At 35.4% G+C, this 20,304-nt stretch carries 27 protein-coding genes and 1 pseudogene; 3 read left to right on the top strand and 25 right to left on the bottom strand.

Features of this window, described 5'->3' with window-relative positions; genetic code table 11:
• Complete coding sequence (locus tag CHHT_RS00605; RefSeq protein WP_034963133.1) at positions 1 to 1,548, bottom strand: ABC transporter permease; 1,548 nt, start codon at positions 1,546 to 1,548, stop codon at positions 1 to 3.
• On the bottom strand, positions 1,549 to 2,556 hold the full coding sequence (locus tag CHHT_RS00600; protein WP_034963131.1) for a Fe(3+) ABC transporter substrate-binding protein: 1,008 nt from the start codon (positions 2,554 to 2,556) through the stop codon (positions 1,549 to 1,551).
• Between the two features lie 158 nt (positions 2,557 to 2,714).
• Between CHHT_RS00600 and rpmI the strand changes: the two genes are divergently transcribed.
• The 3 genes from rpmI (at position 2,715) to ung (ending at position 4,079) form a co-directional block, all read left to right on the top strand.
• The gene (gene rpmI / locus CHHT_RS00595; protein ID WP_023384088.1) at positions 2,715 to 2,906 is read left to right on the top strand and encodes a 50S ribosomal protein L35; all 192 of its coding nucleotides are present in this window, start codon (positions 2,715 to 2,717) and stop codon (positions 2,904 to 2,906) included.
• An 84-nt stretch (positions 2,907 to 2,990) separates the two neighbouring features.
• Positions 2,991 to 3,344, top strand: coding sequence for a 50S ribosomal protein L20 (rplT, locus tag CHHT_RS00590; RefSeq protein WP_034963129.1), 354 nt, complete (start codon positions 2,991 to 2,993; stop codon positions 3,342 to 3,344).
• 39 nt (positions 3,345 to 3,383) lie between these two features.
• Positions 3,384 to 4,079 (top strand): uracil-DNA glycosylase, encoded by a 696-nt coding sequence (ung, locus tag CHHT_RS00585; protein ID WP_034963127.1) that lies wholly within the window; start codon positions 3,384 to 3,386, stop codon positions 4,077 to 4,079.
• A gap of 170 nt (positions 4,080 to 4,249) precedes the next feature.
• On the opposite strand, the gene tkt is transcribed toward ung, so the two are convergent.
• From tkt to rplF, 23 genes and pseudogenes are all read right to left on the bottom strand, one after another.
• The gene (gene tkt, locus CHHT_RS00580) at positions 4,250 to 6,151 is read right to left on the bottom strand and encodes a transketolase (RefSeq protein ID WP_034963125.1); all 1,902 of its coding nucleotides are present in this window, start codon (positions 6,149 to 6,151) and stop codon (positions 4,250 to 4,252) included.
• 1 nt (position 6,152) lies between these two features.
• Entirely contained in the window at positions 6,153 to 6,986 is an 834-nt protein-coding gene (locus tag CHHT_RS00575) for a polyprenyl synthetase family protein (RefSeq protein ID WP_034963123.1), read from the bottom strand.
• Positions 6,983 to 8,077 carry a DUF7488 domain-containing protein gene (locus CHHT_RS00570; RefSeq protein ID WP_034963122.1) on the bottom strand — a complete coding sequence of 365 codons (1,095 nt, stop codon included), beginning with the start codon at positions 8,075 to 8,077 and terminating at the stop codon, positions 6,983 to 6,985. The genes CHHT_RS00575 and CHHT_RS00570 overlap by 4 nt, the downstream gene beginning before the upstream one ends.
• The gene (locus tag CHHT_RS00565; protein WP_034963120.1) at positions 8,078 to 8,389 is read right to left on the bottom strand and encodes a YbaB/EbfC family nucleoid-associated protein; all 312 of its coding nucleotides are present in this window, start codon (positions 8,387 to 8,389) and stop codon (positions 8,078 to 8,080) included.
• 57 nt (positions 8,390 to 8,446) lie between these two features.
• A complete protein-coding gene (locus CHHT_RS09360) occupies positions 8,447 to 9,034 on the bottom strand; it encodes a methyl-accepting chemotaxis protein (RefSeq protein ID WP_407712484.1) in 588 nt (195 codons plus the stop codon).
• A 525-nt stretch (positions 9,035 to 9,559) separates the two neighbouring features.
• Positions 9,560 to 10,093: pseudogene (locus CHHT_RS09355) on the bottom strand (MCP four helix bundle domain-containing protein); the annotation flags it as partial.
• A gap of 231 nt (positions 10,094 to 10,324) precedes the next feature.
• Complete coding sequence (gene panD / locus CHHT_RS00555) at positions 10,325 to 10,669, bottom strand: aspartate 1-decarboxylase (protein WP_034963117.1); 345 nt, start codon at positions 10,667 to 10,669, stop codon at positions 10,325 to 10,327.
• The gene (locus CHHT_RS00550) at positions 10,666 to 11,970 is read right to left on the bottom strand and encodes a UDP-N-acetylmuramoyl-L-alanyl-D-glutamate--2,6-diaminopimelate ligase (protein ID WP_034963115.1); all 1,305 of its coding nucleotides are present in this window, start codon (positions 11,968 to 11,970) and stop codon (positions 10,666 to 10,668) included. The genes panD and CHHT_RS00550 overlap by 4 nt, the downstream gene beginning before the upstream one ends.
• On the bottom strand, positions 11,954 to 12,505 hold the full coding sequence (locus CHHT_RS00545) for a hypothetical protein (RefSeq protein WP_034963113.1): 552 nt from the start codon (positions 12,503 to 12,505) through the stop codon (positions 11,954 to 11,956). Before CHHT_RS00545 ends, CHHT_RS00550 begins: the two co-directional genes overlap by 17 nt.
• On the bottom strand, positions 12,495 to 12,761 hold the full coding sequence (locus CHHT_RS00540) for a NifU family protein (protein ID WP_059426550.1): 267 nt from the start codon (positions 12,759 to 12,761) through the stop codon (positions 12,495 to 12,497). The genes CHHT_RS00545 and CHHT_RS00540 overlap by 11 nt, the downstream gene beginning before the upstream one ends.
• A 199-nt stretch (positions 12,762 to 12,960) precedes the next feature.
• Positions 12,961 to 13,317: a 50S ribosomal protein L17 gene (rplQ, locus tag CHHT_RS00535; RefSeq protein ID WP_034963111.1), complete on the bottom strand. Its 357-nt coding sequence runs from the start codon at positions 13,315 to 13,317 to the stop codon at positions 12,961 to 12,963.
• Between the two features lie 20 nt (positions 13,318 to 13,337).
• Positions 13,338 to 14,336: a DNA-directed RNA polymerase subunit alpha gene (locus CHHT_RS00530; protein ID WP_034963109.1), complete on the bottom strand. Its 999-nt coding sequence runs from the start codon at positions 14,334 to 14,336 to the stop codon at positions 13,338 to 13,340.
• Positions 14,337 to 14,348: 12 nt separating this feature from the next.
• Positions 14,349 to 14,975, bottom strand: a complete 627-nt coding sequence (rpsD, locus tag CHHT_RS00525) for a 30S ribosomal protein S4 (protein WP_034963107.1) — start codon at positions 14,973 to 14,975, stop codon at positions 14,349 to 14,351.
• Positions 14,976 to 15,002: 27 nt separating this feature from the next.
• Positions 15,003 to 15,395 (bottom strand): 30S ribosomal protein S11, encoded by a 393-nt coding sequence (gene rpsK / locus CHHT_RS00520; RefSeq protein ID WP_034963106.1) that lies wholly within the window; start codon positions 15,393 to 15,395, stop codon positions 15,003 to 15,005.
• 9 nt (positions 15,396 to 15,404) lie between these two features.
• The gene (gene rpsM / locus CHHT_RS00515; protein ID WP_034963104.1) at positions 15,405 to 15,773 is read right to left on the bottom strand and encodes a 30S ribosomal protein S13; all 369 of its coding nucleotides are present in this window, start codon (positions 15,771 to 15,773) and stop codon (positions 15,405 to 15,407) included.
• A gap of 3 nt (positions 15,774 to 15,776) precedes the next feature.
• Complete coding sequence (gene rpmJ, locus CHHT_RS00510; protein WP_002848032.1) at positions 15,777 to 15,890, bottom strand: 50S ribosomal protein L36; 114 nt, start codon at positions 15,888 to 15,890, stop codon at positions 15,777 to 15,779.
• A gap of 159 nt (positions 15,891 to 16,049) precedes the next feature.
• Positions 16,050 to 16,268, bottom strand: a complete 219-nt coding sequence (infA, locus tag CHHT_RS00505) for a translation initiation factor IF-1 (protein ID WP_009649712.1) — start codon at positions 16,266 to 16,268, stop codon at positions 16,050 to 16,052.
• Positions 16,269 to 16,483: 215 nt separating this feature from the next.
• Positions 16,484 to 17,242: a type I methionyl aminopeptidase gene (gene map, locus CHHT_RS00500; protein WP_034963100.1), complete on the bottom strand. Its 759-nt coding sequence runs from the start codon at positions 17,240 to 17,242 to the stop codon at positions 16,484 to 16,486.
• 2 nt (positions 17,243 to 17,244) lie between these two features.
• Positions 17,245 to 18,507, bottom strand: a complete 1,263-nt coding sequence (gene secY, locus CHHT_RS00495; RefSeq protein WP_034963099.1) for a preprotein translocase subunit SecY — start codon at positions 18,505 to 18,507, stop codon at positions 17,245 to 17,247.
• Positions 18,507 to 18,908 carry a 50S ribosomal protein L15 gene (gene rplO / locus CHHT_RS00490; protein ID WP_034963097.1) on the bottom strand — a complete coding sequence of 134 codons (402 nt, stop codon included), beginning with the start codon at positions 18,906 to 18,908 and terminating at the stop codon, positions 18,507 to 18,509. The genes secY and rplO overlap by 1 nt, the downstream gene beginning before the upstream one ends.
• A gap of 9 nt (positions 18,909 to 18,917) precedes the next feature.
• Positions 18,918 to 19,361 (bottom strand): 30S ribosomal protein S5, encoded by a 444-nt coding sequence (gene rpsE, locus CHHT_RS00485; protein WP_034963095.1) that lies wholly within the window; start codon positions 19,359 to 19,361, stop codon positions 18,918 to 18,920.
• Positions 19,362 to 19,375: 14 nt separating this feature from the next.
• Positions 19,376 to 19,732, bottom strand: coding sequence for a 50S ribosomal protein L18 (gene rplR, locus CHHT_RS00480; protein WP_034963094.1), 357 nt, complete (start codon positions 19,730 to 19,732; stop codon positions 19,376 to 19,378).
• 9 nt (positions 19,733 to 19,741) lie between these two features.
• The gene (gene rplF / locus CHHT_RS00475; RefSeq protein ID WP_034963093.1) at positions 19,742 to 20,278 is read right to left on the bottom strand and encodes a 50S ribosomal protein L6; all 537 of its coding nucleotides are present in this window, start codon (positions 20,276 to 20,278) and stop codon (positions 19,742 to 19,744) included.
• Positions 20,279 to 20,304: the final 26 nt, after the last annotated feature.

The following is a 20,304-nucleotide window of genomic DNA, read 5'->3' as shown; positions in this document are numbered from 1 at the left end:
TCATTTAGACTTTTTATAAGCATAAACTTCTACAGAAATCACCGCACATAATGATATCAAAACTATAAGCAAACTTGGCAACGCAGCAGCGTAAAGTCTCTCATCAGTCGCATAAAAAAACGCTCTGATGCTTAGAGTTTCAAAATCAAACGGACGCAAGATCAAACTTAAAGGAAGCTCTTTTACGATATCTACGAAAGAAAGAGTAAAAGCAAGTAAAATAAAGTGTTTTAAAAGCGGTAAATGCACTCTAAAAAACATACTAAAAAGACCGATTTTCATAACTTTAGCAGCGTCGTCTATAAATTTAGATATTTTTGTATATCCACTATCAAGAGCATAAACGCTAGCAGTCATAAAACGAACCGCAAAGCCAAATATAAGTACGACAAAGCTGCTAGAAAGCAAACTCGTACCAAAGTTCCTATCCACGTAGCCAAAGACTATCATCACGCAAACTCCAACGCTAGCTCCTGGCAAAGCATATCCTAAAGATGAACATTTTAGCACAAAACTTCTGGCTAAATTTGATACGAAAAATCTCGAAGAAAATGTCAAAAATAGACCTATGACGACTATCAAAATAGAAGCTATCGCTGCTATAAAAAGCGAATTTGAAGCCATAGAAACAAAACTCATATCAAATTTAATATCTCCAAAAATAGACCAATAAACGAGCCAGTAAAAAGGTAGTCCAAATGCCAAAATAAAGATTACAAGACACCATAAAAAAGCTAAAGATTTTTTTACCGAAGATAACTCTTGTTTTTGAATTTCTAAATTCGTATTGTTATTGAAGCTGTATGATTTTTTGTTTATATGTTCTATAAACATGATGCCAAAGACTATGATCATCAAAATTCCAGCTAAAAAACTAGCCAAATATGAATCATCAAGATCATACCAAACCTTAAATATGCCAGCGCTAAAGGTATTGACTCCATAATAAGCCGCCGTCCCATAATCGCTCAAAGTTTCCATAGCTACAAGCATAATTCCACCAAAAATCGCAGGTTTAGCCAGTGGAAGTGATACCTTAAAAAACGCACTAAAAGCAGATATATTATGTACTTTTGCGATCTCAAATACCGTCTTTGACTGCGTTTTAAAGCTAGTTTTAGCGAACATATAAATATATGGATAAAGCGACATACTTATGACGAAAATCGCACCATAAATATTCATCATATCGAGTCTAAAGCCAAATATTTTCATAAATTCGCCATCATAATCCATAAGTCCAACATAAGCAAAACTAAATATATAAGCAGGAATAGCAAGCGGCAAAACAAGTCCAAATTCAAAAAATTTACTAAAAGGAAACTTGAAATTCACGACTAAATAAGCACTTATACAAGCTATAACACTACTAAGAAAAAGTACACCAATAAGCAGCGTAAAAGTGTCTTTGGTGTATGGAACCAGTAGATATCTCGTAAAATGGCTCAGCAAAGAAAAATCGCCGAAAAACATTTCGATAAAGATAAAAAATATAGGAAAAACAATGATTAGGGCGACGAAAATCGCCCCGAATTTAATAGCTCTCAATTATTTCCAACCGGCCTGATCTATAACGAAGACGGCTTTTTTGAGATTTTCTCCTATTTTGTTTAGAGATATCTCGTCTTCTTTAAATTCGCCAAAGCTAGCCGTAGTTTGGCTAGGTTTCACATTTTTATTTACCGGATACTCATAATTTATATTTGCTATGATCTCTTGAGCTTCAGGACTTAGCAAAAACTCCATAAATTTGATAGCGTTATCTCTATTCTTACTAGCTTTCGTAAGTCCCACGCCGCTGATATTTATATGCGTTCCATAGCTTTTTTGGTTAGGAAAGATTATACCGATACTCTTTGCTGCTTCGATATCGCTTTGTTTTGGAGAGTTTAACATAAGACCGATATAGTAGGTATTTACGACTGCTATCAAGCCCTCACCAGCAGCCAAAGCTCTTATCTGATCTCTATCCGCGCCTTTTGGATCTCTAGCGAAATTTGCAACTATACCTTTTGATAATTCAAGCGTTTTTGCCTCACCATTATGTGCTATTTGAGAAGCGATGAGCGTTTTATTGTATCCTGCAGAGCCACTTCTTATAAGAAGTTTATCTTTTAAATTTGGATTTGCAAGATCTTCATAGTCATTTAGACCTTCTTTTATTGGATCAAATTTATCCTTTGCATAAACGATCACTCTAGCTCTTTTTGTCACGGCAAACCACTGATTCTCATCATCTCGTAAATTTGATGGAATAGTTTCTTCTAGATACTTAGAACTCACGCTTTGTAAAAGTCCTTTTTCTTTTGCCGAGTACAAATTCCCGATATCAGCTGTGATAAAAATATCTGCTTTTGAGCTTGCTCCTTCTATCTCAAGCTTTTTGATAAGCTCACCAGCTTTTGCTTGGGTAGCCCTGACTTTGATGCCGGTTTTTGCTTCAAATGCGTCGTATATTCTTTGATCTGCATCATAATGTCTTGCGGTATATATATTTACCTCATTAGCCAACATAACGCTTGCTAAAAGCCCTAAAAACAATACGCTTTTTTTCATTTTTACCCTTTTGTCTGAGATTTTTGGAAGTATATCTATCAAATTTAAATATAATATTAATTATCATTTTGAATACAAAACAACACAAAAGCTAATTTAGCTTAAATTTATCATTTTTTTGGTAAAATCAGCGTTCATTTTAAATTTAAAGGATTAGTATGCCAAAGATGAAGTCTGTTCGTGGCGCAGCTAAACGCTTTAAAGTTGGAAAAAACAAGATCAAAAGAGGCTCAGCATTTAGAAGCCACATCTTGACTAAAAAACCATCTAAGCGTATGAGAGACCTTAGACAATCACATTATGTTGATAGTACTAACGTTTCAGCTGTTAAAAAAATGCTTTGCATATAAGTTTTTGACGAAAGTCATTTAACCTCCTAAATTTAGAATTTAGGACAAGTTCCAAATTTGGACGCCAATTTGTAAAGGATAAATATGGCAAGAGTTAAAACAGGCGTAGTAAGAAGAAGACGCCATAAAAAAGTTCTAAAACTAGCTCGTGGATTTTACAGTGCTAGACATAAACATTTTAGAAAAGCAAAAGAACAATTAGAAAGAAGTTTAGTCTATGCGTTCCGTGATAGACGTGCGAAAAAACGTGATTTCCGTAGATTATGGATCATCCGTATTAACGCAGCTTGCAGACTAAATGATATAAGCTATTCAAGATTTATGAATGGTCTTAAAAAAGCAAATATCGCCCTAGACAGAAAAGTTTTGGCAAATTTAGCTATGAATGACGCAGCAGCATTTGCTGGTATCGTAGCAGAGGCTAAAAAAGCTCTATGATCCACCCGAGTCCTCTTTTGGACTCGATCAAATTAAACTATGACAATTGATTTAGCTAAAGTTAAGATCGAAGAGAGCTGGAAAGAAATCTTAAAAGATGAATTTCTAAGCCCGTATTTTTTAGATATAAAAGCAAATTTGATAAATGCTCTAAAATCACAAACTGTATATCCTCCAAATAACCTTATATTTAACGCATTTAATCTCACTCCGTTTGATAAAGTAAAAGTAGTCATCCTAGGACAAGATCCGTACCATGGCGCAAGACAAGCTATGGGACTAAGTTTTTCAGTACCAGCTGGGATCAGAATTCCTCCAAGCCTAGTAAATGTCTATAAAGAAATCAAGGACGATCTAGGTATCACTGAACCAAACTGCGGCGATCTCTCATACTGGGCAAAACAAGGGGTTTTGCTGTTAAATGCCACTCTTAGCGTAGCAGCAGGTATGCCAAACTCACACGCTCATTTCGGTTGGCAAAGATTTACGGACGCCGTTATAAGGGCTATAAGTAGGCACAAATCAAATGTAGTTTTTATGCTATGGGGAAACCCAGCAAAAGCAAAAATGGAGCTAATAGACGGTTCGCGTCATCTTATCTTAAGTGCGGCTCATCCAAGCCCCTTAGCACGCGGCGCATTTTTTGGTTCACGTCACTTTTCAAAATGTAATGATTATCTCATAGCAACATCTCAAACCCCTATAGACTGGGATTTAAACAACTCGAATTTATAAATTAAAACACAAAAATAATTTAAAGCCAAATGTTTGTCAAATTTAAAAATGAATTTTGGTAATTTTAAGCACCTATCCAAATATATAAACAATAAAAAAGATTTTATATATTAGATTTTTGCCAAGTTTAGTGAATTTTGTAATATAAAAGAGCCTTAAACCCTTTTATATTAGAGTAGATCTTTTGCTTTGTTTGCGATATTTTCAGCAGTAAATCCAAAATACCTAAACAGCTCATTTGCAGGAGCCGAAGCACCAAACGTTTTCATTCGTACAACATCATTTGCAAATTTATACCACTCTAAGCCACTCGCTGCTTCTACTGCTAAAACCTTTGTAGATGGATCAAAGATAGTATCTATATAGTCCCTATTTTGTTCACAAAGCAGGTCAAAACAAGGCGCAGAAACTACGTTTGTATCTATATTTTGTTTTTCCAAAAGATCAGCAGCCTCTAAACAAAGCCCTACTTCACTACCGCTTGCGACAAGCGTTATCTTTGGATTTTGTGATTTTTTGACTATATAAGCTCCATTTTTTACGTTTCCAAATTTAGGCTCATCAAGCGGAACTAATGCTTGACGAGAACACACGAAAGCAGAAGGCGCATTTAAATTTAGTGCAGTTTTCCAGCATTCTACATTTTCATTTCCATCAGCAGGACGGAAAACATAGAAATTCGGCATAGCTCTAAATGTAGAAAGCTGCTCGATAGGTTCATGAGTAGGACCGTCCTCTCCTACGCCGATACTATCATGAGTCCATATAAAAAAGTGTTTAACGCCCATAAGTGCTGCTATCCTAGCTCCTGCTTTTAGATAATCACTAAAGATGAAAAATGTCGCTGAAAACGGTAAAAATATACCATATCTTGCATAAGCATTGCAAATAGCAGCCATAGCGTGTTCTCTTATACCAAAATGTAAATTTTTACCATTTGGAAAATCTCCAAATCCTTTTAACTCTGTTTTGTTGCTAGGTGCTAAGTCCGCACTACCTCCGATAAATCCAGGAAGCGCAGCTGCGATAGCATTCAAAATCTTACCATTGCTATCTCTAGTTGCTAGTTTTTCACCCTTTAAATTTGGAAAGTCAATACGTGAAAAATCCGGATTTAAAAGAGAGTTTAAAAGCTCTTTTTTACTAGGTTCGAGTTCGCTTACTAGCTTATTCCACTTAGCTTCTTCAAGATCACCAAGCTCGATTGTACTTCTAAAAGCAAAAAGTACGTCATCATCTACAAAAAACGTCTTAAGCGGATCAAATCCAGCTTTTATCTTTGCCTCTTTTATGATATCTTCGCCAAGAGGAGCTCCGTGTGCGTGGTGGCTGCCTTCAAGTTTTCCAGCGCCTTTGGCTATTTTAGTATTTGCTATGATAAGATACGGTTTTTCTTTATCCGCAGCCTCACTTAGAGCAAATTCGATCTCATCAAAGTTGTGTCCGTCTATCTTTGCCACTTCAAAACCTGCAGCCTCAAAACGTACTTTTACATCTTCACACCAAGCTATGGAGGTATCACCTTCTATAGTGATATTGTTGCTATCATATATGATGACCAAGTTATTTAAGCAGTGTTTTCCAGCAAGAGCACAAGCCTCGTAGCTGATACCTTCTTCTAAATCGCCATCGCCGCAAAGACAATAAACTTTATGATTTATGATCTCACTACCTAGTAAATTTGCCGCACTTTTTGCCGCCATAGCAAAACCAACTGCATTTGCAACGCCTTGCCCTAAAGGTCCAGTAGCTATCTCTACTCCGCTAGTTTCGATCTCTGGGTGACCAGGGGTTTTTGAGCCAAGCTTTCTAAAGTTTTTTAAATCCTCCAAGCTAACATTATAACCGCTAAGATATAAATAGCTATAAACAAGGCTACTAGCATGCCCACCGCTAAAGATCAAGCGATCTCTATTTAGCCATTTTGGATTTTTTGGATTATGCTTTATATGCCTCATCAAAACACTCATTAAATCAGCAAGTCCCATTGGCGTACCAGGATGACCTGAATTCGCATTTTGAACCATATCCGCGCATAAAAATCTTATAGTATTAGCCTGTTTTTCTAGCATTTTATCCCTTTAGGTATTTATTTATTAAATTTGTAACAAGATTTTTTATAGGAGAATCTTTTAACTCATCAAGTATCTGTTCTTCTAGTTCGTCTCTTTGTTTTTTTGCTTGACTGATTCCGAGTAAATTTGTAAAAGAATTTTTAAATACATCATTACTTGTAGGTTTTCCAGCGTCTGCTTGCTTGCTCGTAGCATCTATGATATCATCATGGATTTGAAACGCAAGACCTAGTTTTATGCCAATTTTATAAATTTCATCGCACTTTACTTTATCAAGTCCAGCTATCACGGCTCCCATCTGCATACTTGCAGCGATCAAGGCTCCTGTTTTATGAATATGCAAAAACTTTAGCTCATCTAAAGCCAAGCGTTTTCTTTCAAAAAAACAATCACAAGCCTGCCCTATCGCCATACCATAAATTCCACCGTTTTTAGATAAAATTTGCGTACATTTTACTATAATTTCAGGAGCCAAATCGGCATTAGAAATAACGTAAAACGCGTGAGTATTTAAAGCGTCACCTACTAAGATAGCCGTGACTTCGTCATATTTTACGTGAAGAGTTTCTACGCCTCTGCGAAGCGGTGCATTATCCATAGCAGGAAGATCATCATGCACCAAAGAATAAGTATGAAAAAGCTCAACTCCAAGAGCCACCGGATAAGCATTTTGTAACATATCGGGTTTTATAGCCTCAACGACTCCAAGCAAAAGCTTAGCTCTAAAATGTTTGCCGCCAGCTTTCAAAACCCAAGCCAAAGCGTCATTAAAATGCGGATGAAAGCTCTCTACTCGCGGCAAATTTAAATTTAAATACTCATCAAAGCTCATTTATAAACTCTTATGAAAAATTGAAAATCATCTCTTGAAACTAAAAAATAAAATTTATTTTTCTGAGCTCGCATCGCCTTTTCTATATCTGCTGCTGAGAGGACAGATCTTTTATCTACAGCTAAAATCTTATCTCCTACTCTAAAGCCTGCTTTTGCTGCTTTAGAGCGTGGAGTTACCTTCTGAACGGTTGCATTTTTAGAAACTTGTATGCCGTATTTTGGTAAAAATGAGATATATTTTTTAGCTTTTTTTGTTTCGGTTTTCTTTGTGGAATTTATGTCAGCAGAGCCGATTTTAAGCTGGTTTTGAATTTGATTTGGTGGATACTTCATATCAAAGACAATAGTCTGATTTTGATCGTTTCTTACGATATCAAATTTAAAACTACTATTTTTTGGTGCAAATAGTATCATCTCGTTTAGATCTCTTAGATCAGTAGGGATTTTATTATTTACCATAACTATCTTATCGCCACTAAGTAGCTCTTTACCCGCAGAAAATGGATTTGAGCTTTTTACGCGCAAAGTGCCATTTATATCACCAAATTCAACCCCTATATCGCCATAAAAAACATCATCGTCTTTCATAAAATGCTTTATGTAGCGATTTCCTATAAATTTATTTCCGCCTATAGCGATACCTAGCATAGAACAGCAATCGCACAGCAAAAGACCTGGTTTTTGAGCATCATAAGTCAGCTCATCAAAGTCGCTTATAGTATTCCCAAAAGATTTTATATGCCCTATCTCGCTTACGTTTTGATCTAGTACATTTACCCACATGCCAGGTTTAGTATCTAGCTCATTCATCATAAAAGGAGCTTTTAAAGTGCGATCTACCCTAACTAGATAAAGCCCTAGATATGGATCAAATTTAATATAATCACGACTATCTAGCTTCTTATCTTTATCGTATAAAACAGCAGCCAAATCTTTGTTCAAAGATATAGCCATCAGCCCTTTGTATTCAAAAACAGAATCTCTGTTTTTTTCATAACAAGCTTGTAAGTCTTCTGGAGTGGGACGAGGCTCGGCAAAAACACTAAGAGCACCAAAGATAAAGCAAAAAAGTAAAACCAGCCTTTTCATCTAAATTCCAAATCCGCCAAAGCCTCCAAGCATTTTAGAGGCTGCACTTTTTTTCTCGTTTTCAGATAGTTTTATAGCATCATTTACAGCAGATATCAAAAGTATCTGCAAACTCTCTTTGTCTTCTAGTAGGCTATCATCTATACTTATATCTAAGATCTCGCCTTTGCCATTTGATTTTACGCTTATCAGTCCACCGCCACTTTTAGAAATAAACTCTTTGGACGCAACCTCATCTTCAAATTCTTTAGCTTTTTGTTGTGCTTGCGCTAAGACTTCGCCCATTTTTGAAAAATCAAAATCTTTAAACATAACATAACCTTTCTTTGTTTGATTATAACAAAACGGCTATTAAACTTGGCTTTACACCTAAATTTTGAAAAAATCCATAAGATCATTTAGCTTCTTAGAGATAGTTTCTAACTCTTTTAATCTAGCTTGGTTTGAATCCATATTGTCTTTTGTGTCGTTTGAAACTTTTGCGATATTTTCTATATTTGACGCTAATGAATTCATAGAATCTACTTGATTTTCAGCCACATTTACTACTTCTGCGGCTTTATTTGACGAATCTATGGCTTGATTGTAAATTTCATTTAGTAGCTCTGCTACTTCATTTGAAAGCTTGTATCCATCCTCGACTTTTGGGACGCCTTGCTCTATGATGCTAACTGCAAGTTCTGTTTGCTCTTGTATGATTTTGATAGTGTTTGTTATCTCATTTGTCGCGGTTCCTGTCTTCTCAGCTAACTTTCTTATCTCATCAGCAACAACGGCAAATCCACGTCCGGCTTCTCCTGCGCGAGCTGCTTCTATGGCTGCATTTAGAGCTAAAAGATTTGTTTGGTCTGTTATCTCTGAGATAAGCTCAGCTGCACCGCTGATGTCTTTTGCGTGACTGCTTAAAAGCTTGATTTGATTTACTTGTTCTGTTACATTTGCACTGATCTCATTCATCTTAGCAGAAACTTCTGTAGATGAATTTTTGCCATTTTGACATAGATTTGTCGCTTTATTTGAGTTTAACTCGGTATCTTTTGCCATACTTGCGACATTTTCTGTTTTTTGTTTAGCCAATTGAACTATTTTTGTGGAATTTGAAGTGATCTTGTTTTGTTCCTCAACTGAAGTACTTACTAAACTAAATGTTTCTACAAGCTTTTTGGTTTTATCATCTACTTCTTCGCTAGCTTTATTTATAGAATTTACTATCTGTTTTAGCGTATTTTTCATCTCTATAGCTTGAGCTAATATACTGTTTGGATAATCTGTGTGAGCTACGATAGTAAGATCTCCGTGAGCTACTTTTGAGATGATTTTATTTACTTCATTTGGTTCGCCGCCGAGAGATTTTTTGATGCCGTGTTGTATCATAAATGCGATCAAGATAGCTATGATAGCGGCTATAAGCGTTAAGATTATCATAATCTCTTGAAAACCGTTTGCTTCATTTTTAACTATATTTGTAAGTTTACTATTTGCTTGCTCTTGATAGTCTATAAATTTATTGATCGCAGCTAACCAATCAGTAAAATTGCTAGCGATCTTATGCATCAAAAGTTCGTGAGCTGCTTCATTTTCGCCTTTTAGTTTAAGATCTATAGCCTTTTTATAAGCAGACATAGTCGCCACTTTGATAGACTCTATATCTTTTATCATTTGTAGCTCTTCTTTTGTGACAGAGCCATCTTGTTTTATAAATTTATTTAGCGGTACTTCGGACTCTTCATAAAATTTCTCTAGTCTTACGATATCGTTCAAAAATCTTTTTAACTCGCCATCTTCGGTCGTCAAAATAACATCTCTGATAGCTATAGCTCTATCGTGAACCGAGCCTCTGAAATTTATACCGTATCTTTGTTTTAGCGAATTCACATTATTCATTACAGATAATGATTCATCGATAAATTTGACTTTGCCTATACCTATAACACTAACTATAATCATAAGGATTATAATCACAGCAAAACTAAGATAAAGTTTGCTAGAAACTTTTAAATTGTCAAAAAATCCCATACAAATTCCTTTTATTATTTTATTGTCCTTACCAAAAAATCGGTGATATTATATCATTTTTTTAATATTTTTTGTTAATACATGATCAAAAAATTATCATTTGATATGTAATTGTTTTAGATCGCTTATTTTAGTATTCCAACCATCTGGTAAAAGCGAAAAATATCTATCTTTGTCTTTCCTGCTATGATATGTTCCACCGCTTTGTTTTTTGGGTTTATATGATTTTGGTTAAATTATCTCGTTTTTGCTATCTACATGAACGATAGTAGGGCTAAAATCTTTAGCTTTTTTTGTTTTCATAGAAGCGTAGGCGACTATTATCACAAGATCTCCTACGCAAACCTTTCTAGCTGCTGCACCATTTAGGCAAATTTCGCCTTTTTTATTACCTTTTATAACGTATGTTTGAAATCTCTCGCCGTTATTTATATCTAAAATTTCAACTTTTTGATACTCAAGTAAATTTGCTGCTTTCATAAGCTTTTCATCTATCGTTATCGAGCCTACGTAGTTTAAATTTGCGTCAGTCACAGTGGCTCTATGGATCTTACTAGATAGCATTTGTATTTTCATATATTGCCTTTGTTATTTAAATTTAGTATATCTCTTACGACGTCTTTGTCGCTAAATGGATACTTTACGCTTTTTATCTCTTGATAAGGCTCGTCGCCTTTACCTAGGATTACTACAGCTTCGCCGTTTTTTGCTAGATTTAGAGCTAAATTTATAGCTTTTTTACGATCTACTTCTTTTATGATATTATCACCAAGCTCTATTTTGCTAACTATATCTTCGATGATAGAGCTTGGCTCTTCACTTCTTGGATTATCACTAGTAACTATAGCGATTTTAGCGTATTTCTGTACGATTTGACCCATAACCGGGCGCTTAGTTTTATCCCTATCTCCGCCTGCACCAAAAACAACTATAAGCTCTTCATCTTTCAAAGCATCAAGTACTTTTTCAATACCATCAGGAGTATGAGCAAAATCAACTATGACAAGCGGATTCCTGCTTACTATCTCAACTCTACCAGGTGCTCCGCTAAATTTAGACAACGCCTTGCTTATCTCATCAGAGCTCTTCTTTGTCAAGAACTTAAGCGCACCAAAAGCACATAAAAGGTTATAAAGATTAAATTTACCCTGCAAAGAACTTTGAAATTTGATCTCTTCGCCGTTTGTTTTTATAGTCGCATTTATACCGCCTTTTAGACTATAATCAAAGGCGTAAAACGTAGCGTCAGAAGTAAAGCCGTATGTCATAGAATTTGTTTTGTCGTATGATAAATTTTTATCATCGCCATTTATAAGTTTTGGCGTAATATCTTTAAAAAAGCTCGACTTTACTCTAGCATACTCTTCTATGGTTTTATGAAAATCTAGATGATCTTGGCTTAAATTTGTAAAAATCTTAAGTGCAAATTTAAGCCCTTCTATACGATCTTGTGCGATAGCATGAGAGCTTACTTCCATCACAAAATACTCACAACCTGCTTCTTTAGCTAGTTTTAGATAGCTTAAAGTCTCTAGAATTTGACTTGTAGTAAGTCCTTTATCTGCGATTTGTTTGCCATTTATAAAAGCACCTCTTGTGCCGCTGATACCTGCTTTAAAACCCAAATTTAAAAGGGTTTCGTAAATGGCTGACGCAGTAGTCGTCTTGCCGTTCGTTCCTGTGATGCCTACTAGTTTGATGCTATCATCTAAACCTAAAAGAGTTTTTGCTTCTTTTGGGGTTATAATCTTTGCCCCTAAACTTTTTGCGACGTTCTCAAATTTAGCATTTGAATTTGAAAGTGCAAAGTAGCAACCAAAGGTACAATCTTTGGAATTGTCCGTGATAAAATTCCCATTTTTAAGCATTATTTTCATTGCTTTTTCCTAAATCTTTTATGATTTTTTCAACTCTTTGATCGCCCAAAAATATCGCGGATGAATTCTCCAGATAGTTCAGACCCATCTCTTTATATCCATTTTTAATCAGATTTTCTACAAATTCCAAAAGATCATTTTTATCACTTATAATAACTTTTGTAGAGAACATTATATCTTGAAAAATGGTTTTGAAATTCCCTTGTTCGGACACTAGCTTCTTAAAATCGCTATAAGTGATAGCATTTTCATAATCAAGCTCTTTAATGAATTGATTACTATTTTCTTCTAAGATATTTATGATCTTGTTTATCTCTTTTTCTTGATCTGGAAGTTTTAAATTTATATAAATTTCAAATAGACTCATAACATCGTCTGGTTCGGTTTTTGCAAGCTCACAAAGCTCTATAAAAGACAAAAGCTCTTCACTTTTTTCATCTTCATATGCGAGCGAAAAACAGGACTTAGCTTCGTCAAATTTATACTTTCTAAAAAGTTCAATGCCTAACTGCTTATAAGATATTTTATAACTCAAATTTTTCACCTATAGGAATATTTACTACACTAAGCTCTGGATGGATATCTAATTTTAGTTGTCTTTCTACACCGTATTTTAGTGTCTGAGAACTAGCTGCGCATCCGTGACAATGTCCAGTAAGCCTGACATACACTACGCCATTTTTTATACCTAAAAGATCCATTCCGCCGCCATCTCTTTCAAGCATAGGTCTTACTGTATCTAAGCTCTGTTTTACTGGCTCAAGTAATTCTTCATCGCTAAATGGTATCATAAAATCCCTTTTTTGTCTTTTTATATTATTATATCACAAAGGCATAAATGAAATTAGAATTTTTAGGAGTAATTTTAACCAAATTTATCTAAAAATAACTTTGAAAGATAAATGTAAGAATATACGGTATTTTTATAGTTTTAAATCGTGAAAATAGATAGAAGAGTAAGAAGGATTGCCGATAAAAATCGGCAATAAATTATTCGCTAACTAGCTCTATATAAGCCATCTCAGCTGCATCGCCTTTTCTGACGCGAGTTTTGATGATACGAGTATAGCCACCATTTCTTGTGGCATATTTTGGAGCTATTTGGGTTACAAGCTTGTTTGTAGCTTCTTTGTCTTGCAAAGCAGCAAACACAAATTTGTGAGCATTAAAATCGCCTTTTCTAGCTCTTGTGATAAGTTTTTCTACATAGCCTCTTAACTCTTTTGCTTTTGGTAAAGTTGTTTCGATTTTACCAGCCTTTACGATAGCTATCGTAAGGTTTTTAAGCAAAGCAGCACGGTGAGAGCTAGTGCGACCTAGTTTTCTATATCCGTGATTATGTCTCATTATATTTTCCTTCGCCTATTTTATGATTTTAGCTCAGCTATTTTTTTTCTGAGCATTTCTTTGCTATCACCAAGTGTGTTTTCACCAAAAGGATAGCCTATTTCAGCCATTACGGCTTTTATCTCATCAAGAGACTTTTTACCTAAATTTTTAAGCTCTTTTAGCTCACTCTCTTCCATAAGAGCAAGTTCGCCTATGTAGCGAATCTCAGCCTTATCAAGACAATTAAAGCTTCTAGCACTTAAATTTAGATTTTCAACGCTTTCAAAAAGTTTAGAATGTTCATTGCTTCCTACAGAACTAGACAAAGCAACGTTTACATCGATATTTAAAACGTTGTTGAAAACCGACATTTGTTTGTACATAGCTTCTATCGAGTGTTTAAATGCCTCGACAGGACCCACTTGACCATCAGTTGTTACAGTCAAAACGATCTTTTCATAGTCTGGATTATCTTCAACTAAAACGTTTTCTATCTCATAAACCGCTTTTTTTACCGGAGTAAAGAAAGCATCAAGAGCTATGTAATCAGGTTCGATATAATCTCTTATCTCTTCGCTAGGTACATAACCTATACCTTTTTCGATAATGACGCTAAATTTAAAATCAGCATCTTCATTGATAGTAGCAAGGTAAGCATCCGGATTTACTATTTCAACTATATCGTTGTTTAGATCACTTCCGGTTATCTCTTTTGGCCCTTTAAAATTATACTCGATAACTTCACGTTGTGAATTATTTTTTAATTTAAAACGTAAATTTTTTAAATTTATAATAAAAAGCGTAACGTCCTCAAGCATACCACGCATACTATCAAACTCGTGTGCTACGCCCTCTATCTTTACGCCAGTTGGAGCAAATCCAACTGTGCTTGTATAAAGTAATCGGCGTAGTGGATGAGCTAGAGTCACTGCGTAACCTGTTTCGAACGGATATGCTATAATCTTAGCTACATTCTCACTTACATTAACAACTTCAATCTCAGTTGGCATATAAGCTGATGTTGTAATTTTTCTCATAAACGCCTCCTACTATTTAGAGTAAAGCTCTACTATATATCTTTCCTCAACTGGAATAACTACTTCTTCACGTTCTGGAATTCTTGTAAAAATTCCGTATTTTTTATCTTTTTCTACATCTACCCAAGCAACTATACCTGTTTGGTTGGTAAGCTCGATCGCTCTAACGATTTGTGGGTTAGCTTTGCTTTTTTCTGCAACTTCGATCTTCTCTCCAGCAGCAACTCTGTATGAAGGGATATCAACTCTTTTACCATTTACTAAGATATGTCCGTGAGTCACAAGTTGTCTTGCAAATCTTCTAGTTGTTGCAAAGCCCATTCTATAAACAACGTTATCAAGTCTTTGCTCTAAAAGTGAAACAAGAAGTGCTCCTGTGTTTCCATCTCTTCTTGCAGCTTCAGCAAAAAGTCTTCTGAATTGTTTTTCGCTAACGCCGTACATAAATTTAGCTTTTTGTTTTTCTCTTAATTGTAAGCCATACTCGCTGATTTTTGTTTTTCTTTGTCCATGTTGACCAGGTGCGTATGGTCTTTTATCTAATGCACTTTTACCAGCAAGTCTTCTCTCGCCTTTTAGTGCAAGAGATACGCCTAGGCGTCTTTCTAATTTTTCGACTGGTCCTCTATATCTTGCCATTATAATTCTCCTAAATTCTATCTAACATTACACGCGGCGACGTTTTGGTGGTCTACAACCATTGTGAGCAAGTGGAGTTATGTCTTTTAGATATAAAACTTTTATGCCCTCAACTGCACCGATACTTTTTACTGCTGTTTCTCTACCGCTTCCTGGTCCTTGAACTTTGATACCAACTTCTTTGATACCGTGCTCTTTTGCTTTGTTTAATGCATCTTCAACTGCTTGTTGAGCTGCGTAAGGAGTAGATTTTTTGCTACCTTTAAAACCAAGACCACCAGCACTGCTCCATGCTATAGCATTTCCCATTTCATCAGTTACTGTAACCATTGTATTGTTAAATGTAGCAGAGATATAAACGATACCTTTTGCTATATTTTTTCTAACTACTTTTTTCTTAATTACTTTTCTTTTTGCCATATTCTATCCTTACTTTGTAGCCGCGCCAACAGTTTTACGTCTACCTTTTCTTGTTCTTGCGTTTGTTTTTGTTTTTTGACCGCGAACAGGAAGACCTTTTCTGTGTCTTAAGCCTCTATAGCTACCTAAATCCATAAGTGCTTTGATATCCATTGCAACGCTTTTTCTTAGATCACCTTCCACCATATAGTGCTCTTGGATCTCTTTACGAATCGCAGCAGCTTCATCTTCGCTTAGCTCATAAACTCTTTTGTCGTAAGAAATGCCTACTGCATCAAGAATTTTTCTTGAAGAAAATAAGCCTATACCATAGATATAAGTAAGGCCATACTCTACTCTTTTTTTCTTTGGTAAATCAACACCTGCTATACGAGCCATACCTTATCCTTGTCTTTGTTTATGTTTTGGATTTTCGCAAATAACATGAACTATGCCTTTGCGTTTGACAATTTTACATTTGTCACACATCTTCTTTACAGAAGGACGAACTTTCATCTGAGTCTCCTAAAAATTATTTACCACTTTTATTCAACTGCACTTAGGTTTTGACGAAATCTCAAACCAACTGTTTTCAAAATAGTGGTTCATTTTGAAAACACTTCTTCACACAGTTAGTTGCAAAAAGTTGGATTTTATCCAAATTTAGCTTTAATCTTACTTATATCTATAAGTGATCCTACCCTTATCCAAACTGTAAGGTGTAAGCTCAACTTTAACGCGATCACCCGGCATGATCTTGATATAATGCATACGCATCTTACCTGCTATATGACAAAGTATCACGTGCTTATTGTCAAGTTCAACTTTAAAAGTCGCGTTTGGCAGAGCTTCTACTACATTGCCGTCGATCTCTATGACATCATCTTTTGCCAATATTTTCTCCTTTATACTTTTATGTTCTTTTAAATTATACGAATAAATTCGTACTAAAGAACTAAATCTAAATTTATCGCTTTGTTACTCAAAGTAAATTTGATAAATACCAAATTTACTGCTTTGTAAAACAGTTCATTTTAAATTTAAAATAATTGCAAACTAGCAATACATCAAATTAAGCCAAACATAGCAAAGCATAAAGCTAAAAAACTCTAAATTTGACTTAAGATCTCCACCTTACCATCTACCATAGCCAAACAATGTTCATAATGGCTAGTTCTAAGTCCATCTTTACTTGTAACGGTCCAGTTGTCTTTTGCGATAACCGGAGTACCATCTTTTTGGCATATCATAGGCTCTATGCAAAAAACCATTCCATTTCTTATCTTTGGTCCACTTTTTGGATTGTTTCCTTCAAGATAGTTTGGAATTTCAGGTTCTTCATGCGGACGCTTACCTATGCCATGCCCACAAAATCCACGAAGCGGAACAAAGCCACGATCTATGATAAACTCTTCGACAGCAGAGCAAACTTCTTTAAAATGCATTCCGACTTTTATATAATCGATCGCAAAATAAAGAGCGTCTTTGCTACAAGATATCAAAGCCTCATCATTAGCTGAGATTTTACCGACTGGGTATGTTCTAGCACTATCGCCGAAATATCCTTTTAAATTTGAGCCGATATCGATACTTACTATATCGCCCTCTTTAAGCTTATACTCATTTGGTATGCCGTGGATCACCACTTCATTTACACTTATACAAGCAGCAGTCGGAAATCCGTAAAGTCCCTTAAACGCAGGTTTTGCACCGGCACTTCTTATCATATCTTCACAAACTTTATCGATCTCTAGTAAACTAAGACCCGGTTTTATAAACTCATGCATATGATCTAAGACTTGAGCGACAATCTTATTTGCCGCTCTTAAGCCTTCGATATCTTTTGCAGTTTTGATTGAAATAGCCATAACTACAGTCCGACCGCGCTTAATGTTTGGTATTTATTCATATAAATTTGAGCTTCGATCTTTCTCATCGTGTCAAGTGCGACCGATACGACGATAAGGACACTAGTTCCGCCAAAATAAAATGGTACACCCATAAATTTGACCAGTATCCAAGGAAGCGTAGAGATAAGTCCTAGATATATTGAACCAGTAAAAGTAAGCCTACTAGCAACCTCATTTAAGTATGTAGCCGTACTCTCGCCTGGTCTAACACCTGGGATAAATCCGCCTTGTCTTTTTAAATTCTCACTGATGTCTTTTGCATTAAATGTAATGGAGGCATAAAAATATGCAAAAAATAGAATAAACAAGAATGTTAAAAAGTTGAAAAAGTAACTATTTGGATTTAAGAAGTCATTTATAGCTAGTATAAATTCGTTCGTACTTGCTTGCAAAATGGTGCTTGGAAACATCAAAATAGCACTAGCAAAGATCGGAGGAATAACGCCACTTAAATTTACCTTTATAGGGATATAGTTCATTATTCTTTTATTTTGATTTTGCATAACCGTTTTTCTAGAATACGAGATAGGAACACGTCTTTCACCCATTTCTACAAAGATTACTATTCCAACTGTTATGAGTATAACAAGAGCTATACCGATCACAACTAAGAAGTTCATCTCTCCGGTATTTACTAAATTTATAGTTCCACCTATCGCGTTTGGAATTCCACTTACTATACCAGCAAAAATTATAAGACTTATACCATTACCGATACCGCGTTGAGTTATCTGCTCACCTATCCACATAAGAAGCATAGTTCCTGTAAGCATAGAGGCGCAACTGATCGCTATAAATAAATTTATATCTATCATGATAGCTTGCTCGCCACCACGTCCAGTTAAACTTTGTAAACCGATACTTACGCCTATGGCTTGAACAACGGTAATAATAATAGTAACATAACGAATGATCTGCATATATTTTTGCATACCGTCACGCTCTTTTTTCATCTTTCCTAAATTTGGAAACGTAGCAGCTAAAAGCTCCATAATGATCGAAGAAGTGATGTATGGCATAATACCTAATGAGATAATGCTAAGTCTCTCAGCAGCGCCGCCGCTAAACATGTTAAACATACCCAAAGCATTACTACTATTTGAAGTAAAGAATTCTTTTATAACGTCAATATTAACGCCAGGGACCGGCACGTAAGCCAGTACCCTATAAGCAAACAAAAATCCAAGCGTAATTAGTATCTTGTTGATTAATGTTTTATTCATTAGTTGATTCCAGTAACTGTTATATTCTCATCTTTTATTTTACTTGCTAAATCTTTAGCTCCAGCACCTATAAGTTTTACTTTTTGGATGCTATTTGAAAATTTATGAACAGTTTTAAGGCTATCAAGCGTGATCTCGCTCAAAGTCTTAATGCTCTCATTTTTATCTACATTGATAGCATAAGGTTTTACAAATTTAGAATCAAATCCAACTTTTGGAAGTCTTCTTTGAAGCGGTTGTTGTCCACCTTCAAAACCTCTTTTTTCGTTGTAACCTTTTCTAGCAGTTTGACCTTTGCCGCCTTTTGTAGCAGTTTTACCCCAACCGCTACCTTGACCGCGACCTATTCTTTTAGTGTTGCGAGTTGAGCCAGCAGCTTTTTGTAAATTTTCTAGTCCCATGCTCTCTCCTTAAGCTTTTAGCATACTAAGTGCTTTGATTGTAGCACGAACAACGTTTGCAGAATTGTTTGAGCCAAGTGATTTTGTAATGATATTTTTGATACCCGCAAGCTCTACAACTGGACGTGCGCCACCACCAGCGATAACTCCGGTACCTTCGCTAGCTGGTTTTAGCAGAATTCTACTTGCATTAAATTTAACTTCAATATCATGAGGAATAGTGCTGCCTTTTAGTTTTACTTCAACTATGTTTTTAAAAGCGTCATCAACTGCTTTTCTCATAGCGTCTGGAACCTCTTTAGCTTTTCCAAAACCAAAACCAACGTGACCTTTTTTATCGCCTACGACTACAAGCGCAGTAAATCTAAATCTTCTACCGCCCTTAACAACCTTTGTAACGCGACCGATGTCGACGATTACTTCTTCAAATTCTTCTCTGTTATACTTTTCCATCAACAATCCTTGCGTTATAGCTTAATGCCATTTTCTCTTAAAGCTTCAGCAAAAGCTGCAACAACGCCATGATATAGATAGCCGTTTCTATCAAATACTGCTTCGTTTATACCTTTTGCACTTAACTTACCTGCGATATCCTTAGCCAAAATTACAGCACCTTCTTTATTTGCTTTGATGCCTAATTTTCTTCCGTCACTTGCACAAAGAGTTGTTGCATTAATATCTTCAATCGCTTGAACATAGATAGTTCTATTTGATTTAAATATTGAAATTCTCGGGCAAGACGCGGTACCGTTAATTTTAGCTCTTATTCTTCTTTTTCTCTTGATTCTTAGAGATATTTTTCTTTTTAATATATTTGCTACCATTACTTACCCTTATTTCTTAGATGTTTTACCGGCTTTGCGGATTATACGCTCTTCAACGTATTTGACACCTTTGCCTTTATATGGCTCTGGCGGTCTAAATCCTCTAACCTCTGCTGCTACTTGACCAACAACTTGTTTATCGCTTCCTTTGATAGTAACAACGTTTTTCTCAACGCTTACTTCGATACCTTCAGGAAGTTCATAATTTATAGGGTGTGAAAAACCAAGCGCAAGCTCCAAAACTTTACCTTTTGCAGCCGCTTTATAACCAACTCCGTTTATCTCAAGTTGTTTTGTAAATCCAGCAGTTAAACCAATAACAATATTATTTGCTAAAGATCTATAAGTTCCCCAATAAGCTCTGCTTTGTCTGTCATCACCTTTACTTGTAAAAACTATATGACCGTCTTTTACTTCAACATTAACATTGTTTTTTGTATCTAGTTCTTTTGTTAGGTTGCCCTTTTTAAAAACTAAAACATCACCATTTAAACTAACATCTAAACCGTTTGGAATAGATATCGGTTGTTTTCCGATTCTTGACATTTTTTTCCTTTTTTATTTGTCTAGGA

Origin of the sequence: Campylobacter hyointestinalis subsp. hyointestinalis, from assembly GCF_013372145.1 — a bacterium.
Taxonomy (GTDB): Bacteria; Campylobacterota; Campylobacteria; order Campylobacterales; family Campylobacteraceae; genus Campylobacter; species Campylobacter hyointestinalis.
The sequence above is the reverse complement of the archived record's forward strand: the minus strand, read 5'-3'. Positions and strand labels throughout refer to the sequence as shown.

Bases quoted from the DNA above. Each gene is read 5' to 3' on its own strand.
- rplF (WP_034963093.1), bottom strand. From the start codon at position 20,278: ATGTCAAGAATCGGAAAACAACCGATATCTATTCCAAACGGTTTAGAT.
- rplQ (WP_034963111.1), bottom strand. From the start codon at position 13,317: ATGAGACATAATCACGGATATAGAAAACTAGGTCGCACTAGCTCTCAC.
- CHHT_RS00565 (WP_034963120.1), bottom strand. From the start codon at position 8,389: ATGTTTAAAGATTTTGATTTTTCAAAAATGGGCGAAGTCTTAGCGCAA.
- CHHT_RS00575 (WP_034963123.1), bottom strand. From the start codon at position 6,986: ATGAGCTTTGATGAGTATTTAAATTTAAATTTGCCGCGAGTAGAGAGC.
- CHHT_RS00570 (WP_034963122.1), bottom strand. From the start codon at position 8,077: ATGAAAAGGCTGGTTTTACTTTTTTGCTTTATCTTTGGTGCTCTTAGT.
- rpmJ (WP_002848032.1), bottom strand. From the start codon at position 15,890: ATGAAAGTTCGTCCTTCTGTAAAGAAGATGTGTGACAAATGTAAAATT.
- CHHT_RS00540 (WP_059426550.1), bottom strand. From the start codon at position 12,761: ATGATACCATTTAGCGATGAAGAATTACTTGAGCCAGTAAAACAGAGC.
- rpsE (WP_034963095.1), bottom strand. From the start codon at position 19,361: ATGGAAAAGTATAACAGAGAAGAATTTGAAGAAGTAATCGTCGACATC.
- map (WP_034963100.1), bottom strand. From the start codon at position 17,242: ATGGCTATTTCAATCAAAACTGCAAAAGATATCGAAGGCTTAAGAGCG.
- rplO (WP_034963097.1), bottom strand. From the start codon at position 18,908: ATGGGACTAGAAAATTTACAAAAAGCTGCTGGCTCAACTCGCAACACT.
- CHHT_RS00550 (WP_034963115.1), bottom strand. From the start codon at position 11,970: ATGAAAATAATGCTTAAAAATGGGAATTTTATCACGGACAATTCCAAA.
- secY (WP_034963099.1), bottom strand. From the start codon at position 18,507: ATGAATAAAACATTAATCAACAAGATACTAATTACGCTTGGATTTTTG.
- CHHT_RS09360 (WP_407712484.1), bottom strand. From the start codon at position 9,034: ATGAATGAGATCAGTGCAAATGTAACAGAACAAGTAAATCAAATCAAG.
- rpsD (WP_034963107.1), bottom strand. From the start codon at position 14,975: ATGGCAAGATATAGAGGACCAGTCGAAAAATTAGAAAGACGCCTAGGC.
- tkt (WP_034963125.1), bottom strand. From the start codon at position 6,151: ATGCTAGAAAAACAGGCTAATACTATAAGATTTTTATGCGCGGATATG.
- rpsM (WP_034963104.1), bottom strand. From the start codon at position 15,773: ATGGCTCGTATAGCAGGTGTTGATTTACCAAAGAAAAAAAGAGTAGAG.
- rpmI (WP_023384088.1), top strand. From the start codon at position 2,715: ATGCCAAAGATGAAGTCTGTTCGTGGCGCAGCTAAACGCTTTAAAGTT.
- CHHT_RS00600 (WP_034963131.1), bottom strand. From the start codon at position 2,556: ATGAAAAAAAGCGTATTGTTTTTAGGGCTTTTAGCAAGCGTTATGTTG.
- CHHT_RS00530 (WP_034963109.1), bottom strand. From the start codon at position 14,336: ATGAGAAAAATTACAACATCAGCTTATATGCCAACTGAGATTGAAGTT.
- rpsK (WP_034963106.1), bottom strand. From the start codon at position 15,395: ATGGCAAAAAGAAAAGTAATTAAGAAAAAAGTAGTTAGAAAAAATATA.
- rplR (WP_034963094.1), bottom strand. From the start codon at position 19,732: ATGGTAGCAAATATATTAAAAAGAAAAATATCTCTAAGAATCAAGAGA.
- panD (WP_034963117.1), bottom strand. From the start codon at position 10,669: ATGAAAATACAAATGCTATCTAGTAAGATCCATAGAGCCACTGTGACT.
- rplT (WP_034963129.1), top strand. From the start codon at position 2,991: ATGGCAAGAGTTAAAACAGGCGTAGTAAGAAGAAGACGCCATAAAAAA.
- ung (WP_034963127.1), top strand. From the start codon at position 3,384: ATGACAATTGATTTAGCTAAAGTTAAGATCGAAGAGAGCTGGAAAGAA.